Origin of the sequence: Phocaeicola sp. HCN-6420, from assembly GCF_037890145.1 — a bacterium.
Taxonomy (GTDB): Bacteria; Bacteroidota; Bacteroidia; order Bacteroidales; family Bacteroidaceae; genus Phocaeicola.
The window spans coordinates 25,468-43,763 of the sequence record NZ_JBBKBJ010000020.1 but is presented as its reverse complement, the minus strand read 5'-3'; the positions used below and the strand labels follow the sequence as shown (position 1 = coordinate 43,763).

The 18,296-nt window shown below is 39.3% G+C and carries 18 protein-coding genes; 8 read left to right on the top strand and 10 right to left on the bottom strand.

Annotation, left to right across the window (positions count from 1 at the left end):
• Nucleotides 1–34 precede the first annotated feature (34 nt).
• Entirely contained in the window at nt 35–1,213 is a 1,179-nt protein-coding gene (locus WKT12_RS11695) for an ATP-binding protein (protein ID WP_021971921.1), read from the bottom strand.
• Nucleotides 1,214–1,325: 112 nt separating this feature from the next.
• On the opposite strand from WKT12_RS11695, the gene WKT12_RS11690 reads away from it, so the two are divergent.
• On the top strand, nt 1,326–2,501 hold the full coding sequence (locus WKT12_RS11690; protein ID WP_340319788.1) for a hypothetical protein: 1,176 nt from the start codon (nt 1,326–1,328) through the stop codon (nt 2,499–2,501).
• Here the strand turns inward: WKT12_RS11690 and WKT12_RS11685 are convergent, their stop codons facing one another.
• The 3 genes from WKT12_RS11685 to WKT12_RS11675 all read right to left on the bottom strand — a co-directional run bounded on the left by WKT12_RS11685 (nt 2,502) and on the right by WKT12_RS11675 (nt 3,433).
• A complete protein-coding gene (locus WKT12_RS11685) occupies nt 2,502–2,759 on the bottom strand; it encodes a hypothetical protein (RefSeq protein ID WP_021971923.1) in 258 nt (85 codons plus the stop codon). It abuts the gene before it with no gap.
• 23 nt (nt 2,760–2,782) lie between these two features.
• Nucleotides 2,783–3,151, bottom strand: coding sequence for a phage holin family protein (locus tag WKT12_RS11680; protein WP_021971924.1), 369 nt, complete (start codon nt 3,149–3,151; stop codon nt 2,783–2,785).
• 78 nt (nt 3,152–3,229) lie between these two features.
• Nucleotides 3,230–3,433: a YtxH domain-containing protein gene (locus WKT12_RS11675; RefSeq protein ID WP_021971925.1), complete on the bottom strand. Its 204-nt coding sequence runs from the start codon at nt 3,431–3,433 to the stop codon at nt 3,230–3,232.
• 212 nt (nt 3,434–3,645) lie between these two features.
• Between WKT12_RS11675 and WKT12_RS11670 the strand changes: the two genes are divergently transcribed.
• Nucleotides 3,646–4,143: an SPOR domain-containing protein gene (locus WKT12_RS11670; RefSeq protein ID WP_340319787.1), complete on the top strand. Its 498-nt coding sequence runs from the start codon at nt 3,646–3,648 to the stop codon at nt 4,141–4,143.
• A gap of 116 nt (nt 4,144–4,259) precedes the next feature.
• Nucleotides 4,260–5,213, top strand: a complete 954-nt coding sequence (locus WKT12_RS11665) for a PCMD domain-containing protein (protein WP_340319786.1) — start codon at nt 4,260–4,262, stop codon at nt 5,211–5,213.
• A 487-nt stretch (nt 5,214–5,700) separates the two neighbouring features.
• Here WKT12_RS11665 and WKT12_RS11660 read toward each other — a convergent pair whose 3' ends face one another.
• On the bottom strand, nt 5,701–7,101 hold the full coding sequence (locus WKT12_RS11660; RefSeq protein WP_340319785.1) for a DUF5723 family protein: 1,401 nt from the start codon (nt 7,099–7,101) through the stop codon (nt 5,701–5,703).
• Nucleotides 7,102–7,347: 246 nt separating this feature from the next.
• Here WKT12_RS11660 and yfcE point away from each other — a divergent pair, with 246 nt between their 5' ends.
• Complete coding sequence (gene yfcE, locus WKT12_RS11655) at nt 7,348–7,881, top strand: phosphodiesterase (protein WP_340319784.1); 534 nt, start codon at nt 7,348–7,350, stop codon at nt 7,879–7,881.
• Nucleotides 7,882–8,022: 141 nt separating this feature from the next.
• Here the strand turns inward: yfcE and WKT12_RS11650 are convergent, their stop codons facing one another.
• The 3 genes from WKT12_RS11650 to WKT12_RS11640 form a co-directional block, all read right to left on the bottom strand.
• The gene (locus WKT12_RS11650; protein WP_340319783.1) at nt 8,023–9,432 is read right to left on the bottom strand and encodes a DUF5723 family protein; all 1,410 of its coding nucleotides are present in this window, start codon (nt 9,430–9,432) and stop codon (nt 8,023–8,025) included.
• 483 nt (nt 9,433–9,915) lie between these two features.
• Entirely contained in the window at nt 9,916–10,671 is a 756-nt protein-coding gene (locus tag WKT12_RS11645) for a LytR/AlgR family response regulator transcription factor (protein WP_340319782.1), read from the bottom strand.
• Nucleotides 10,620–12,710 carry a tetratricopeptide repeat-containing sensor histidine kinase gene (locus tag WKT12_RS11640; protein WP_340319781.1) on the bottom strand — a complete coding sequence of 697 codons (2,091 nt, stop codon included), beginning with the start codon at nt 12,708–12,710 and terminating at the stop codon, nt 10,620–10,622. The genes WKT12_RS11645 and WKT12_RS11640 overlap by 52 nt, the downstream gene beginning before the upstream one ends.
• Nucleotides 12,711–12,900: 190 nt before the next feature.
• Between WKT12_RS11640 and WKT12_RS11635 the strand changes: the two genes are divergently transcribed.
• Together WKT12_RS11635 and WKT12_RS11630 are read left to right on the top strand one after the other, a co-directional pair.
• Nucleotides 12,901–13,785, top strand: coding sequence for an aldose 1-epimerase family protein (locus WKT12_RS11635; RefSeq protein ID WP_021971933.1), 885 nt, complete (start codon nt 12,901–12,903; stop codon nt 13,783–13,785).
• Between the two features lie 18 nt (nt 13,786–13,803).
• Nucleotides 13,804–14,571: a TIGR03915 family putative DNA repair protein gene (locus tag WKT12_RS11630; protein WP_340319780.1), complete on the top strand. Its 768-nt coding sequence runs from the start codon at nt 13,804–13,806 to the stop codon at nt 14,569–14,571.
• Here WKT12_RS11630 and truA read toward each other — a convergent pair whose 3' ends face one another.
• Entirely contained in the window at nt 14,572–15,330 is a 759-nt protein-coding gene (gene truA / locus WKT12_RS11625) for a tRNA pseudouridine(38-40) synthase TruA (RefSeq protein WP_340319779.1), read from the bottom strand.
• Nucleotides 15,331–15,337: 7 nt separating this feature from the next.
• Nucleotides 15,338–16,006 carry a DUF5715 family protein gene (locus WKT12_RS11620; protein WP_340319778.1) on the bottom strand — a complete coding sequence of 223 codons (669 nt, stop codon included), beginning with the start codon at nt 16,004–16,006 and terminating at the stop codon, nt 15,338–15,340.
• Nucleotides 16,007–16,234: 228 nt separating this feature from the next.
• On the opposite strand from WKT12_RS11620, the gene WKT12_RS11615 reads away from it, so the two are divergent.
• Both WKT12_RS11615 and WKT12_RS11610 read left to right on the top strand, forming a co-directional pair.
• Nucleotides 16,235–17,224: a PhoH family protein gene (locus WKT12_RS11615; RefSeq protein WP_021971937.1), complete on the top strand. Its 990-nt coding sequence runs from the start codon at nt 16,235–16,237 to the stop codon at nt 17,222–17,224.
• A 58-nt stretch (nt 17,225–17,282) separates the two neighbouring features.
• On the top strand, nt 17,283–18,227 hold the full coding sequence (locus tag WKT12_RS11610; RefSeq protein WP_021971938.1) for a phosphoribosylaminoimidazolesuccinocarboxamide synthase: 945 nt from the start codon (nt 17,283–17,285) through the stop codon (nt 18,225–18,227).
• Nucleotides 18,228–18,296: the final 69 nt, after the last annotated feature.

Sequence of the window (18,296 nt, the reverse complement as noted above, 5' to 3'; positions counted from 1 at the left end):
GTAATAAAATCTATTCCAATATTAATGCACCACACTAATACAGAAAACCAAATAGCCATAATGGAATCTGGTTTCCGTGTCCTAACTCTGATTTATGCATCGCATAATAGACATTAGGATTATTCTTTAGCTTATAACCTTCACTACATATGCGAAAATTCAAGTTTTCGTCGACCAAGAATGAAGTACCTTTTTCTCCCTTATTTACTTTATGATCTTTCCACAACGAGTTTACAAAAAAAGTTTCCAGCACATCTTGCTCTTCTACCTTTACCGGATAGATACTATACATAAGATTCGTATTGTGCATCATAATCTTTGCCGGTTTCTTCGGAAACACTTCACCCTTTGGATAAACCATATTAATCAATCGTGCATCAGCAAGATATTTTATATAGTTCATTACTGTTGCACGAGAGGTTTGTATATCGGCGGCCAACTGGCTGACATTAGGAGCAACAGGACCGTCTACTGCCAACAAATATAATAATTTTTTTATTTTCGACAGATATTTCAATTCAATTTGTTTGATAAGAAGAATATCCACTTCTATCATCATATTCATGGTCTTCAACAGATTCTCGGAGAAGTTTCTTTTCTCAAGAAAGAACGGATAAAAACCATGATGAATATAGTCTTGAAAATAATTGAGCGGATTGGTATGAGGCAGAATCGTTTTAGCAATATGTTCATGATTGTTCAATATTTCTTCTAAGGTATAAGAAGAAAAATGGTTGCCAGTCTGTAGATTCAGAAATTCCCTGAAAGAAAATCCACGTAAATTATAGGAACGTACGATACCATTCAATTCAGGATTTTCATCTTTCAGACGCATAACAGATGAGCCTGTAAAAACAATTTTCAAATTAGGATAGCGTTCATAGCATGTACGAAGATCATGGCTCCAGTCCGGCAACTTGAATACTTGGTCAATTAGCAAGACTTTTCCACCTCGCTTAACAAACTCTCCCGCAAAATCCACTAAGCTACATTGAGAAAAATAGAAATTATTCATGTTTACAAACAAACACGAGCGATCGAAACCGAACTTTTCTTTTGCATATTGCAACAAGAAAGTTGTCTTGCCAACTCCCCGCGTACCTTTAATACCTATCAGGCGAGCACTCCAGTCTATTTCATCCATCAGGTCGCGTCGCACAGGGGCATTGGTATGTTCGACCAAATAATTATGTGTTCTGTAAAATACTTCCATGAAATTCTGTTTCTTCGCTGCAAATATAGTAATAGTTCCTCAATTTGCAAACTGGAGTTGACAAAATATTATTTTTTTACACTAACTTTGCAAACACAAAAACAGGTGTTGTATGACAAAAGAAATCTATCTCTTTAATCCTGAAAACGATATGGCATTAGCCAATTTTACTCCTTATTATAAAGCTCCAAAGGAGATCATCCGCATGGCAAACGACCTATCTGTTCTGCCTTCATGGTACGCGCCCGAAGGAAGCATAATAAAAGTCAATTCACTCTTACAGGCTGACCTACAGAAAAGACAATGTCCTGTCCCCGAACTTACGCCTCAAGTAGAATGGTGTGATACATGGGAAAACGCACCTTACCGTCCATGGGGATGGAATCCTTCTCTTTTACATACACTAAGACAATCTGGAGTTAATGAGAACTTTCTCTTGTCGGACGAACAGATCCAAAGACTTCGTTTCCTATCAGGACGCCAACGTTGCACCGAGATTTTACAATCTTTTTCTGACAGCAATTTATTATGCGGAGAAGCAATGATATGCGACACTCTTTCACAAATTCAAAATTATGTTCGCAACACAGGGGAATGCATTTTAAAAGCTCCTTGGTCTGGCAGCGGAAGAGGGCTTGTACATGTTTCACCGACAAGCTGGACATCCTCTATCGAAGGATGGGCCGAACGTATATTACGTGTACAGGGTAACATCATGGCAGAACCTCTATATAATAAGGTGAAAGATTTTGCAATGGAATTCTATTCAGACGAAAAAGGACATACACATTTTATAGGATATTCATTATTTGAAACAGACATACACGGCAATTACAAAGCCAATATTCTATCATCAGACAAGCAAATAGAACAAATCCTATCATATTACATTCCAACTGCGACCTTACACAACACCCGCCAAACGTTAGAAACAGTACTGTCAGACCTGATAGGAACAGCATATCATGGATATTTAGGAGTAGATATGATGATCTGTCGTGCATCCGGCAATTACAATTATCAGCTTCACCCCTGCGTAGAAGTTAATTTACGTATGAATATGGGAGTCGTATCTCATTTGATATTCGAACGCTTTGTCCACCCCCAAGCGCATGGTAAGTATATAGTAGAATACTATGCTACAGACGGAGAAGCTCTGGAAGTACATCAACAATATCTATACACACATCCTTTAAAGCTACAAGACGAGAAACTGGCAAAAGGATACTTTTCGCTTACCCCCGTAGAAAAAAGCACCCGTTACCATATTTTTCTTTTACTTACCTAATTAGCGTTTCTTCTTTTTATCACCAAAAAAGCCCCGCACCCGACGCAATATTTTTATCCCCGTCATCAGTCCATCATATGCCGCAATACCCATATTCACCTGCTGCATCAAACTATCTATTTTATTTTTACCTTGCTGCGGAGCAAATAGTTGCTGAGACAAATTCTGCATACGATCTTTAGACTGTTTCAACTCCTCCCGCTTAGCCAGCCGGCGTTCTCTAATACCTTCAATTGTATACGATATCCGTTGTTCCATATTATTTTCTCCTCAATATATGACTAAAGTGAATTTGAAGAATTATCCAAGAATAGTCGAGCCAAAAAATTGACCATTGGTTGAAAAATAAGCCGCTTGCGCAGTCTGTAAACCACAAGTGCAATTAAAATCAGCAGCCCGCCAATAATAGCATATCCCGCGACCAAGCTTCCCGTGGCCGATGCCAAAACATAGACCAGCATAAAAGAGAGGTAAAAAGCAGCCATAGTACCCAAAACAATGAGAATAAATATGAGCGTTAGTGTCGAAAGCAAGATTGTAAGTTTTTCAACCAAATCCAGCTTTGTGTACTCCCCCTGCAACTTCAGATAGTTCTTAACCTCCTTAAAAAGCTCAGTCAGATTGTCGATACTTTTGTCGTTAGCAAACATATACTTCGTTTTAATAAAACAAAAGGCAGACTTTGCTTTTTTAAGTAAAAGTCCGCCTCTCCATCGTCAATAATCAGTTTATTCTGCATCTTTTACTTCCGATGCGATCTGGTCTACCAAATCATCCATTTCTTCACGGTTTAAACGAATACCCTTTTTACGCAAAAGTTCTGCGATTTTATTACGAGTATCTTCACCTTTTTCAGGTGCAAATAAAACACCTGCTGCTGCTCCCAGAGCCAATCCGCCTAAGAATGCAGCTACAACATTCAATGCTTTCATAAGTATGGTCTTTATTGTTATTACATTTACAAATATAGGAAAATCTTTGAAATATTATTTCTTTTAGACGTAAAAACTTTTTCTTAGATCAAGAACTGCCAAATATTAACAGATTTTAATATTATGACTATACTTACCTGCTTTTATATTACTACTTTTGCAGGTAAAATTAAAGTGAGTTTAAACATAAACTTAAATAAATTTCAGTCAACATGAAAAAGATCGTTGTATTAGGAATGGGATTATGCGTCGCTTTGGCGTTCTCTTCCTGTAAATCAAGTGAAAGTGCTTACAAAAAAGCGTACGAAAAAGCTAAACAGCAAGAACTGGCTGACGCATCAAACGCAAGTACAAGCACAGAAGCTCCTGCAGATGTCGTAACTCCAGTAGAAACTGTACCTGTTGCCCCTGTTTCTTCTGCTCCGGTTCGTGAAGAAAAAGTGGAATTAGTTTCAGGTGAAGGATTGAGAGCCTATAGTGTAGTATGCGGAAGCTTTGGTGTAAAATCAAACGCTGACGGATTGAAGGCACAAATGGATAACGAAGGCTATAACGCAAAGGTTGTTTACAATGCACAAAACAACATGTATCGCGTCATTGTAGAATCTTTCGACACACGTGATGAAGCTGCACGTGCAAGAGATGCTTTCAAGGCTAAATATCCTAACCGCAAAGATTTCCAGGGAGCATGGCTGCTGTATAAGCTCTAATAATATTGCCGATAAGTCAGAAATATTATTCTATAAAACGGATTCAAAGCGATAGTGTTCAGACTATCGCTTTTTTTTGTACCTTTGCCCGACAAAAAAACAATAATACATAATTTATGAAAATTAGACTTATAGCTGCACTTACTCTTGTAGCTTTACCCTTTATTGCAGAGGCACAGGAAAAAGTCGTGCCATTGAAATATGGAAACATGGACCAATGGGTAACTCGCAAAATACACGAATCGGGAGTTATCGGAGGAGATACTAAATTACTATACGAATTAGGACCGACAAAAGTCATCGACGGAAATGAAGCCTACGTAAACCAAGGGGGATCGCCATGGGGAAACTCTAACGTTATGGCGAAAGTCATGGGAATCGTTAAGACTAACACCAGTGTATATCCCGAACATCGTGGCGACGGATATTGTGCTCGTCTGGAAACGCATATCGAGAGCGTAAAAGTTTTGGGGCTTGTCAATATTACCGTACTCGCTTCAGGTTCCATGTTCTTAGGCGACATGAAAGAACCTATCACAGGCACAAAAGATGGAGAAAAGGCTCTTAACTCAGGCGTAAAATTCACTTCTCGCCCCAAAGCAGTACAATATGATTATAAAGTGCAGATGTCTGGTGCTCCCAACCGTATCCGTCAGACGGGTTTCAGCCGTAAAAGTACGGTACCGGGACAAGATTGTGCAATTATGACCTGCCTTCTTCAGAAACGTACGGAAGATGCCAACGGCAACATTATCGCTAAACGTGTAGGAACTGCAGTTGTGCGCTATAGCAAAACAGAAGGATGGAACAATAAGGCAACCTACGAAATAAAATATGGTGATATTACACATGATGCCAGCTACGAAGCTGAACTTATGAAACTGGGAGTAGGTGGCTATTATGCACGAAACAGCAAAGGAGAAAGTGTACTGATACAGGAAAACGGATGGGCTGATGCAGATGAAACTCCTACCCATCTTATATTGCAGTTTACATCCAGTCTGGGAGGTGCTTTCGTTGGCTCTCCAGGAAATAAGCTATGGATAGACAATGTATGTTTAGTATATTAACATTCTTACTCTTCAGCAAGAGTAATCTAAAATAAACAAAGAGAGGTGTTTTGTCTTCATTAGGCAAAACTCCTCTCTTTGCTTAATATATTATTTATAAAATATCGTTCACATAAAAGAAATAAACAATAAACAAATAGGGACAAATCATTCAATATTTCCGTGCAAAATGCCAACTTATAAAGCCCGTACATTCACATCATATAATACGAATCGACTCAGAAAGCACAAAAACCTTTATCTCAGACCACAACCTTTCTAATTTTTAGATTTGGAAACTAACTCCTTAAAGACAAGAAAGCATAATCTTCTGTATAGGGAAGCACTGTTGATACGCCACTCAAGCCTTGGTATATAAGACTGCTTCGAAAATAAACAGTTATTTAAACCAGGCAATAATATATCATATCTTCAAAAACATAAAGTTCCAAAATTATTTTGCCCTGAATAAAAATGCCACCCTTCTAATATGACATAACAGAATATATCAATTCTTCTCAATTCCTTTCCCTAAAGGAAAAGAAACTCCCAAAAAGGCATTTGAAGCTTTCGAATTATTATTAAAATAAACATAATCAGTACCTAAAAAGACAGGGCCTAATTTTAGGGCAAGACCAAACGACTTTCCTCCTGCCTGGACCGGAGAGTAACTAAGAGCAAAATCACACCAAGTCTTAGGATGAAATGTTGCGGATAAAGTGACCTCATTCAACGTTTTAGGTTGAACAAAATAAGCACTATACATTATTCCCAAACTCAACTTATCATCCATAGTTTTATATTCACCTGCAACCAAAAATGTAGAAGACAATTTCGTGTTATATGCACTAACAGCATCCTTATTTTCAAACATATTAAAACGCTTTAAGTCCATAAAATCACCATTCATGTAATCCATATAATTATCTCCATTAATTCCAATCTTTACATCGTCAGCACTAGCAACTGTAGTCATTCCACTATTCCACCTAATAAATCCCAAATCCAACACGGCAGCTGAGACAATTACATTATCCAATATTCTATAACTTGCCCCCAAATCAATACCCATTCCGACACCAGAGATACCAAAGCCACCCATATCAAAATTGTAACGGTCTACTTGCCGAACAATATTTCCACTGCCATCATCTACTTCAGAAAAGCTTAATCCACCCCCTTTCATAGATGCTTTTACATTCGCCTTTACTGTAGAATAAACAGAAGATTGATAGATATCATCGGCTGTTTCTACATTTAATGTAAAATGATCAACTTGCATATCTGTATGTACAAGACCAAGCAATAAGTTAAAACGTCCACCAACGACCAATCTTTCATTAACCGCTCGAGAATACCCTACCCCTACTTCAGCATAAGCATTTACATCAAAATTCACATTATAAATACTTCTTTGAAATAAAGTACCACGCGATTCAACACTAGCACGATTTAAACTCTGTGAATATTCTGATACATTTTTAAAATACTCGAACATACCTTTAGGAATAGAAGCAGATACATCCGTACGTAGTCTGACATCAACATTCCAAAATCCGCAACCTTTATACCACCCAAAAGAAAAAAGATCCGTATTAGCCCTGACATTAAACCGATTATCCTCATCCAATCGGTTATATAAATCATCATTTGGGAACAAATCTCTTCCTGAATCAAGAACATCAATAATATCTGTTAATCCCAAAACATTGGAAGAAGCTCCCATAAATGCATTCAGTATAGGAACATTAACATATCCACGCATAGGTTGTAATGCAGGATTCAATTGTAAACGTGCACTTGTTCCTTCTATAAAATAAGAGGTACGAAGATACTGAGCATGCAATCCTCCCATAGTACATAATCCTCCTATGAAAAAGGCCATTTTGCTTAATACATTAGTCCACATAGTTCCACATGTTTAATTGACACAAATTTAATATTTATAGTTAATAACTACAAACAAATTTCAAAAAAAGAAAATAATTACAGGGAATAAATACGACTATCGCCCAAAGTCTTCTTGGTGAAATAATAAGTAATAGACATCTCTTCACTTGAAATCTCGTTAATATCCACAAAAAATACACCAAAGGATATCTATACGTTTTCAAGAAACTTCCTATTTTTGCGAAAATTTATAATACACTTCATTATGAAATATTTAATCGTTTCTGACATCCACGGCTCACTGCCTGCCTTAGAGAAGGTCTTGGCTTTCTACAAAGAGCAACACTGTGACATGATGCTTATATTGGGAGATATATTGAACTACGGACCGCGTAACAGCATTCCGGAAGGAATCAACCCTAAAGAAATAGCAAACCGACTAAACGAAATGGCAGACTCAATAGTTGCCATACGCGGGAACTGTGATTCCGAGGTAGATCAGATGTTGTTAGACTTCCCTATCTTATCCGACTATGCACTGATTGTAGACAACGGGAAACGGCTGTTTCTGACTCACGGACATATTTATAATGAGGACAAACTCCCCAAAGGAAAGCATGATTACTTATTTTACGGACATACACATCTTTGGAAACTGGAAAAAGAAAAAGGCATGACGGTTTGTAACACAGGATCGATAACCTTTCCCAAAGGAGGGAACTTGCCGACTTTTGCAGTCTACGAAAACGGAAAGACTTCAATTTACGAACTAAGCGGAAACCTTCTGAAGGAATGCTAATGTAGAAATTTTCAAGAACAAAAGGCTGTACTCATTATCATAGTTCCCATTAAGACAGAAAAGAAAAGCACTATGAAATGAGCAACAGCCTCTCCTATAAAAAATCAACCAACTAAATTTTAATATATCACTACATTAAATTCAAATTTCATCTGTCAAAGGCTTACTTCCGCCCATCGGTACAGAAATGCCAATGAAACCATTTACAGATTTCGAACTATTTCCAAAATACATATAGTCAGTACCTACAAAAACAGGTCCCAATTTCAACGCAAGCCCAAACGATTTACCTTCCGCCTGAATTGGAGAATAACTAAATGCTGCATTGAACCAACTCTTCGGGCGCACTGTTGCCGATAATGTAAGTTCATTCAATGTTTTCGGCTGTACGAAGTGTATACTGTACATGGCGCCTACACTTACTTTATTATTTAAGAAAGCATATTCACCTGCAAGTAAAAATGTAGACGACAATCTTGTTTTATACGAAGAAGCAGCCTCTTTGTCCTCTACCAGATTAAATCGTTCCAGATTCAAAAAATCACCACTCAAATATTCCTGATAATTATTCTGATTAATCTCAATCTTACTGCTTTCATCAATAGAAGCTACAGTAGTAGAACTACCCTTCCAGTTTATAAATCCTAAATCAAGCACAGCAGCCGAAAATGTCAGATTATCCAACAGCTTATAACTTGCTCCCAGATCAACCCCAAAACCAGCTCCCGAGATACCAAATCCACTTCCATCGAAATCGAAGCCATTAATTTGACGTATAGCGTTTCCATAACTGTCATGTGTATCGGTAAAACTTAATCCTCCTCCCTTGATTGAAGTCAGGATATGTGCTTTCGCGTTAGTATATCCTCCATAAGAGTTGTTCCAGCTATCAGGATTTTCCGGATTCTGCGGAATATTCATATCGACAGTAAATTCATCAACCTGCATTTCTGCACGGGCAATACCCAGCAAAACTTTCAAACGCCCTCCTACTGTCAATTTATCATTTATCGGATGAGAATATCCCAACCCTACCTCGGCATAAGCGTTTATGTCAAGATTCATATTCGAGATATTTCCCTGAAGCGTCCCGCTTTCCAGATTAAAACGGTCAGCATCGCGCAAATATTCAAACATATTCTTCGGAATAGAAGCCCCAATGTCTGTACGCAACCCTACATTTACATTCCAGAAACCTTTTCCCTTATACCATCCAAACGAAAGAATATCGGTATTCAGATTTACATTCAACCGATTATCTTCTTTCAAACGGCCATATAAATCATCATTTGAAAACAACTCGGAACCCGAATCAAGTACGGCAATAATATCACTTATTCCCAACACATTAGAAGACGCACCTATATTAAAGGAGCCGATAACAGGTATATTAAAATATCCAATTGTTGGTTGCAAACCAGGATTCAGTTGCAAACGCGAACTGGTTCCTTCCATAAAATAAGAGGTACGAAGATACTGGGCATGAGCAATTCCCATAAAAAACAATCCCCCAGTAACGAATAATGCCTTCTTAAATGAATTTGTCCACATTGTCGTTTTATTGTTTGGTTTTGTGCAAATGTAGAAAATCTATAGTTAACAAATAAAAACGAAAATTGAACAACCTTACTAAGCAGACCAAATATTGGAATAAACAGCCTAAATATGCTACTAAATAAAAAAAACATTTATAGAATGTAAATCTTTTTTCAAGAAAGTACATTCAACATTTGAAAGGAAAAAATAAAATCCATCTATAAAGTTCCAATCAGGAATTATTAGTTTATGGAATCTTTTTCCAAGACATCTGCAGAAAAAGAATATTTTTTGTACAAAAAAATAGAATCTTTGTACAAATTTTCAAAAAACATCGAGAGATTTTTAAACAAGCCTACCTATATAAAATTATGAAACCGAAAGAAAAGGACAGCAATACCACGTTTCTACCGGAAATTTACGCTAATGTATGGTTCCGGCAGAAAGCAAATTATCTAAAACTATACGATATTTCTATAAAAAGTCTTTGAAATCAATCTAAAGCTGGTAAAAACATTCTATTAACTTTTTCCTGTATTTCTTCGAAACCTGAAGTTCTTCTTCCAAAGAATTGAAAGGAGGATACATTATACAATGGTTGTCTTGAACCATGACAAGATAATGCATATTAATAATGTACGACTGGTGTATCTGGGCAAAAGCCTTATCGTAAGCACAAAGCTGCTCGGCAGTCGTATTTCTTTTCAGCGGAAGGAATGTTCCGTTGGTAAGGGCCACTTCCCATATCTTACGAGCAGACTGATAACGGAAATAACCGATTTCGGAAGTATGCAGGAACCGCAGATCTCCCATCGGAGTAGTCACAACAAAAGGTTTCCCCGTATCAGGTAACATTGGCGGAGTATAATTGGGAACAGTATACTCACGCTTGCACAAACGTGAAATGACAGTCTGAAGTTCCTCCGAATCGACCGGCTTCAAAAGGAAGTCGAAGGCTCTGGCACGAAGAGCATCAATCACATACTTGTCGTGAGCCGTATAGAAGACAATATTCATATTCCACGAAATATAGCCCTCCAATTTAGACACTACATCCATACCTTGCATATCGGGTAACTCCACATCCAAAAAAACAAGATCTGGCTGTAACCTCTCTATCATCTTTATCCCAGAAATTCCATTTCGCGCTTTTCCCTCTATCGATATATATGTGTAGCGTTGTAATTCAAAACACAGATTATCTATTGCACTTTCTTCGTCATCAATGATAACCGTTCTGTAAACCTTCTCCATAAATTAGTCCTCTTTATTCTTCTTAACAGGTATGAGTAATCTACCGGAATGACAAATTTCACTTCACATCCTGTTTCTTCTCTTCCCTCTATCTTAACGTTATTTATTGTCATAATTATCGGGTTGCGATTGTAGGAATTGAGTAACTGAATAGTCTGTGCCAGTACTTTCATTCCTGTACCTGTACCGTAACTGCCCGTCGATACCCGGAAACCACCTCCGTTGTCACGCACAACAGCTTCGATATATTCCCTACAGTCTTTCACCTCTATCCAAAGTATACGCTTACCTTCCTTATCTACCAATGCATGCTTCACAGCATTCTCTACAGGTATCTGCAACAGCATGACCGGTATTTCTACCTTTTCCGGATCAACAGAGGGAGATATGTTAATGTGCATTTCGAAATCGGGCTGCAAGACACGTTCTTCAAGTCCGATGTAAGTTCTTACGAAATCCAGCTCGTCGGCCAAGGTTACCGTCATACTTTCTGTCAGTTCCAGATTACGTCTTATCAACTTAATCAGTTCATGCAAATGCATATTGCTCTCCTTGTCTTTCAATGAACTAATTTCTCTGCTCAGTACATTAAAGACAAAATGAGGTGAAATGCGGTTACGGATATTCTTAAGCCGCAATGAAGTAATAGCCATCCGCATTTTCAATTCTTCCATACTGCGCTTTCGTTTCCTGTATATCAGCCATGTTCCCGCAGCAACGATAAGCAATAATATAATCAGTCCGCCTACATACAACCATTCATGCAAAAGAAGCACTTTATTTTCCGCCTGTTGGATAAGTATTTCTTTATGCATCGGTGTACTGTCGCGCTGAAACCTGAGGGCAGCTTCCTGGGCCCGCATTTTAATACGTTCGCTCCGGATGGAATCATCAATCCGGCTATTTTCACGTTGATAGTAATATGCCTGACGGAAATCCTTACTTTCTTCAAAATAATGCTGCAGATAACGGTTACGAATATGCACCATATTCGGTTCCACAAAACGAGGAACGACAGCCTCATCCAGCCGTTTTCTTGCCAAAGGCAGATTGCCTTCTTTCAGTGCCAGCTCGATAAGCTGGGTGTCGATATAGTACAACGCACTGTTATTGTCTACTTTCTGGAAAAATTTATAGCACCGTGACAAGTAGTAAGAAGCCGAATCGGTCTGGTTCATCAGCAGAAAAACTTCCCCCATATTCACCATTGTCAGATTACGTTCATATTCCATTTCCGGATGTAAAGAAACATAAGCCAACGACCGGCGAAAGTATTTCAGTGCGGTTTTGTAATCCTGACGGAAATAATACGAATTGCCCCGATTGTTGAGATAGATATGTTTTTCAAAAGGCTTCATGCTTTCAAAAAACTTGCCGGCACGGTCGTAATAAGCGTCGCACTGTGTAAAGTCACGAAGCTCCATATAAACCTGCCCAAGCCCATAATATGCAGAAAAGCATTGTGCTTCGGGCAACCGTAAAGAGTCGGCAAATGCCAGTGAATTATGATACCATAAAGAAGCCTTATCGTAATATCCTTCGCGAAGATATGCATCTGCCAGATTCAACATGATATTGAAACGCCTTATACCTCCGCCATTTTCTGTATATAAATGATATGCTTTCAGAAATTTTACACGAGCAGAATCGAATTTGGTCTGACGTGCCAGTTGGTTTCCCTCCATATTATATACCGATGCCTGCAAAGCCAGCACATCTTTATCCTGTTTAGAAGCCTGACAAAAGCGTCCTGCCATTTTCAACATGCGGTCTGCATGGTCGGGTTGCGACATCAGCATATAGGCTTTTGCCTTGAAAACAATGCCACGATAATATAAGACACTGTCAGTCAAATGGGGCAACAGGCTATCCATCCTCGACAATGCCCTTGTCGGATCAGCTTCCAGCAATGAATCCAATTGCTCAATCATCCGTACTTCTGCACCGACAGAGTGTGCTTTTCCATCCTTATCATGAAAACAGCACGTACATAAAACAACAATACAACTATATAATATAAGGTGTAATTTACACGCCATATTCTCTCTTAAGGTTTTAATAGCTTGACAAATGTATGTAAAAAAAGACAACAGGCAAAAATAAGTTCAAAATTTATAGCTATCGACTTATAAAATTACTATTTTTGAATGGTGTATCTAACCTCGTTTAACTGTTGGATCACCGACCTACATCACAACTATTGTAAATAGACAACAAAAACATAAACTTATGAAAGAATTATCGAATGATAAAATCAGTATTCAAATCGCTGATCATGGAGCAGAGTTAATCAGTATCTGTGCAAACGAAACCGAATATTTATGGCAGGCAGACCCTCAGTTCTGGGGACGGCATTCTCCGGTTTTGTTTCCTATCGTAGGAAGGGTATGGAATAATACTTACCGTCATGAAGGAAAAACATATTCACTCGGGCAGCATGGTTTTGCCCGCGATATGGATTTTCAGCTGACCTATGAAGAGGAAAATGCCGCCATTTATACACTGGAAAGTAACGAAGAAACCCTGAAGCTCTATCCGTTTCCCTTTGTTCTCGAAGTGGGATATCGCCTGAAAGGCAATCGTATAGAAGTAATGTGGAGTGTACAGAATACAGGTACCAAGGAAATGCACTTCCAGATAGGTGCACATCCGGCATTTTACTACCGTGATCTGAATACTGAAACCAATGAAAGAGGATTTCTTGATTTCGGGAAAAAGATTCAAAAGCTGGAATATATATCACCGGCCGAAAAAGGATGTGTATTGCCCGAACATCGTACTCTTACACTGCACGACGGTCTGATGGAGCTAACACGTGATACTTTTGCATGTGATACCTATATGTTCGACAACAGTCAGCTGAAAAAAATCACACTCCTTGATAAACAGCAGCAGCCATACATCAGTCTGGAATTCAATAGTCCGCTGGTAGCAATATGGTCTCCAAGCGCCGCTCACCCCAATGTTCCTTTTGTCTGCATCGAGCCATGGTACGGACGTTGTGATACTGTAGGCTACGAAGGCGAATTCAAAGACAGAGAATGGATGCAACACCTTGCTCCGGGCAAGAGCTTTGAAGCCGGTTATTCTATCATTCTGGAAGATGTAAAATAATTATCTCACCCGATTGTCATGACCATATTCCAATATGACCAGACTTTTGAGGGACTACTTACGGCTGTATTTGACGCATACAGCCGTAAGTCGTTTCCCGACTCTATTCTAAAAATCGGAGAACCTCTTCCTCTTTTTTACGATGAAACCTATATCGTACTTACCGATTACGAAAAGGCAGAGCGAGTATGGAAATCACTCGTCAGAAAATTATCAAAAGGAGCATTAACCAACTTAACTTATTGCTGGCTGTCCGAAGCACCAGACGTGGCTATGTTATTATTCCGCTACATACGGAAAATAACCGACTCATCACAGTCTATAGAAACAAATTTCACTGATGCCGATATACTTGCAGTTACAAAATTAGGGAAAAGAGTTGCCGACGAACGATATCGTATCCTGCAGTTTATGCGTTTTCAGAAGACAGCCGAAGGTATTTATTATGGAGCCATGGAACCTCTATATGATGTTTTCCCATTGACGATTAATCATTTTCGTGACAGATTTACCGATCAGCAGTGGCTTATCTACGACATTAAGAGAAAATATGGCTATTATTACAACGGAAAAGAGGTCGACGAAATAACGTTTACCAATCCTTTTCAAACTCATTTACTGACAGGGAAGCTGGACGATAAGTTATTGGATAAAGACGAAAAGCTCTTCCAGACACTCTGGAAAAGCTATTTTAAATCAATCTGCATCAAAGAAAGATTAAATCCTGTAAAGCACAAGAAAGACATGCCTGTACGATACTGGAAATACCTGACAGAAAAAAACTGATCAGACGTTTAGAAACAATTCATCAGGATAGCCTATATCGACAAGAAACAGGGCATTGCCCGGTACAGACGTGCCTGCACTGCAACGGTTTTTCTCTTCTATTACCTTACGGAAACCTTCTACCGTAAGTTTACCACGCCCCACTTCTACCAATGTACCGACTATCGCACGAACCATATTCCGCAGAAAGCGGTCGGCCTGAATGGTAAACACCCACTCATAAGGTCCGGCTTGCTCCCAGCGAGCATGCATAATACGGCAATTGTTTGTCTTTACATCTGTATGCAACTTGCTGAAGCTGGTAAAATCGGTATAGTCAAACAAAGTTTGCGCCGCTTCGTTCATCTTGTCAAAATCCAGCTGTTGAAACACTCTCCATGCATAACGCCGGATAAAAGGGTCCTTACGGGTAGTAATATAGTATCTGTAAGTACGATAAGTTGCATCGAAACGAGCATGCGCATCCTGCATGACTCTCCTAACCTCATAAACCGATATATCTGGCGGAAGCAACCGGTTCAGCTTATCGGTCACAACATCACAGTCAAGCATCCAGCCGATATCAAAATGGGCAACCATCAAACGGGCATGTACTCCTGCATCCGTTCTTCCCGCCCCTGTTACTTCGATGGCATCATCACGCAGAAAAGTTGTCAATGCACGAGTAAGGGTTTCCTGTACACTGGCACCATTAGGCTGAACCTGCCAGCCATGATAATTTGTTCCGTCGTAGGCTAAATAAATAAAATATCTGAACATATATTCACTATCTGGTCGTTATATGGAAACATCCTTGCTTTAATTCATACTTCACATAGCAACGTTCTGCCTCACGCAAGTCGCGCAACACTTCCGAAAGCACCAGCTTCAATGTATCTGCACTTACATCCTGCATCGGACGTCCGTCGGGATCTTCTACCTTCGTAAAACGCTTCCAGCTAACATCAAAAGTCGTTCCATAAAAATGGCAGGAATTCAGTGAAGCATTTCCATTTGTACGACGAAGTTTTTTAACGTCATCTTTCGTACGCAATACAGATGTCACGATAACCTTATTAGGATTCAAGCCCTTGTTCTCCAGCGAGTCCAGAAAATTTATTCCAATGGTATCAAGCAAAGCGGCAGCACGGGGCACAAGGAACGGGATAGAGTGAGTAAGAGAATCCACATCGTAGTGCTCGCCCGAAACGATTTCTTTCAAATCACCGTCTAAGTCCACGGCAGCCTCCCGCGATGAGATTGGACGTATCCCTATGCGACGTGCTACAGCCAGCTGGACATCATTCAAATCACCAAAACTTCTCTTGTAGCTTACTACCCCACGAATATTGTGCGGATTATTTAGTTTAATAGACTTGTCTTCCTGCTTACAGCCGCCCAATACAGCAGCCGCGCCCAAAGTAATCGCCCATGCTATTCCTGTCAGTCTTTTCATATTTACTGTCAAATCTTTCTCTCGATAATATAATTAAGAGCTGCAAAGATAAAAAATATTGGCGAAAACAGAGAAGAAGGATACTTCCTTTTAAAAATTCAAGCAAAACAGTCGACAAATTGCCTGATGAAAAGCTAAAATTAATTTATCCTATATCGTGTACAGATAAAAAGGAATGATTAAATTTGCAGAAGAAATAAGACTAACGAGCGTATCAAAACAAACTGAATGATCGAAAAACATATTGTATTAGAGGATATTGATCCGGTTATTTTCTATGGCGTAAACAACGCCAACATGCAAATGATCAAGGCTTTGTTCCCTAAACTTCGTATTGTAGCACGAGGTGATGTCATTAAAGTAATGGGGGACGAAGAGGAAATGTGTGCATTCGAAGAGGCTATCTTAGCTCTGGAACAACACTGCGCACGCTATAATTCACTGAACGAGGAAGCCATTCTGGATATCATAAAAGGTAACAAACCGCCAATCGAAAAGACGGGCGACGTAATAGTGTATAGTGTTACCGGCAAACCCATCACTCCGCGAAGCACCAATCAGTTGAAACTTGTGAAAGAATTCGACAAGAATGACATGATTTTTGCTATTGGACCGGCAGGATCGGGAAAGACATATACGGCAATCGCGCTGGCTGTCCGGGCATTAAAGAATAAAGAAATCAAGAAAATCATATTAAGCCGTCCGGCTGTGGAAGCGGGAGAAAAGCTGGGTTTCCTGCCCGGAGATATGAAAGATAAAATCGATCCTTACCTGCAACCATTATACGATGCACTTCAAGACATGATTCCCGCTGCAAAATTAAAGGAATACATGGAACTGAATATCATACAGATTGCTCCTCTTGCCTTTATGCGCGGACGTACACTGAACGATGCAATTGTCATTCTGGATGAGGCACAGAACACCACAACCCAACAGATAAAAATGTTTCTGACCCGTATGGGTACAAATACCAAAATGATTGTTACGGGAGATATGACTCAGATAGACCTCCCCTCATCACAAACATCAGGATTGATACAAGCTCTCCGTATTCTGAAAGGAGTAAAAGGAATCAGTTTTGTTGAACTGAACAAAAAAGATATTGTCCGCCACAAACTGGTAACTCGTATTGTCGAAGCATACGAGAAGTTTGAAGAAAAGACAAAAGCCGCAAAAAATGCGGAAAAGGTTCCCAACAAGAAAACAGAAGAATAAGACAAAAACTTATACCTTAATAAAAGAAACATCATTCATTACTAAATACATAAAGAAAATGAGTAAAGCTTTAACTAAAACAGACTATCACTTTCCGGGACAGAAAAGTGTATACCACGGCAAAGTGCGCGATGTTTATAACATCAACGATGAAAAATTAGTAATGGTTGCTACCGACCGTATTTCTGCATTCGATGTCGTATTACCCGAAGGTATCCCTTACAAAGGACAAATGCTGAACCAGATTGCAGCAAAATTCCTCGATGCTACTACAGATATCTGCCCTAACTGGAAACTGGCTACTCCCGACCCGATGGTAACCGTAGGAGTTATGTGTAAAGGTTTCCCTGTAGAAATGATTGTACGTGGTTATTTGTGTGGAAGTGCATGGCGTGCATACAACAGCGGTATCCGCGAAATCTGCGGCGTTCGCCTTCCCGAAGGCATGCGTGAAAACGAAAAATTCCCTCATCCTATCATTACTCCGACTACAAAAGCCGAAATGGGTATGCACGATGAAGACATCTCTAAAGAAGAAATTCTGGCAAGAGGTCTGGCTACACCCGAAGAATATGAAACACTGGAACGCTACACTTTGGCTTTGTTCGAACGCGGAACACAGATGGCAGCAGAACGTGGTCTGATACTTGTCGATACAAAATATGAATTTGGTAAGCACAATGGTGAAATTTACCTGATGGACGAAATCCATACTCCCGATTCAAGCCGCTATTTCTACTTAGAAGGTTATCAGGATCGTTTTGAAAACGGCGAACCTCAAAAGCAATTGTCTAAGGAATTTGTTCGTGAATGGTTGATGGCAAACGGCTTCCAGGGTAAAGAAGGACAGACTGTTCCTGAAATGACTCCTGCAATCGTTGCTTCCATCAGCGACCGCTATATCGAACTGTACGAGCACATCACAGGTGAAACTTTCGTCAAAGCAGACACAGATCACCTGGCAGAACGTATCGAAAAGAACGTTACTGAATATTTAGGATAAATCTGAATGAGGAATGAAGAATTGAAAGTGAGGATGTTTTTTATTCCTCACAATTCTTCATTCTTCGTT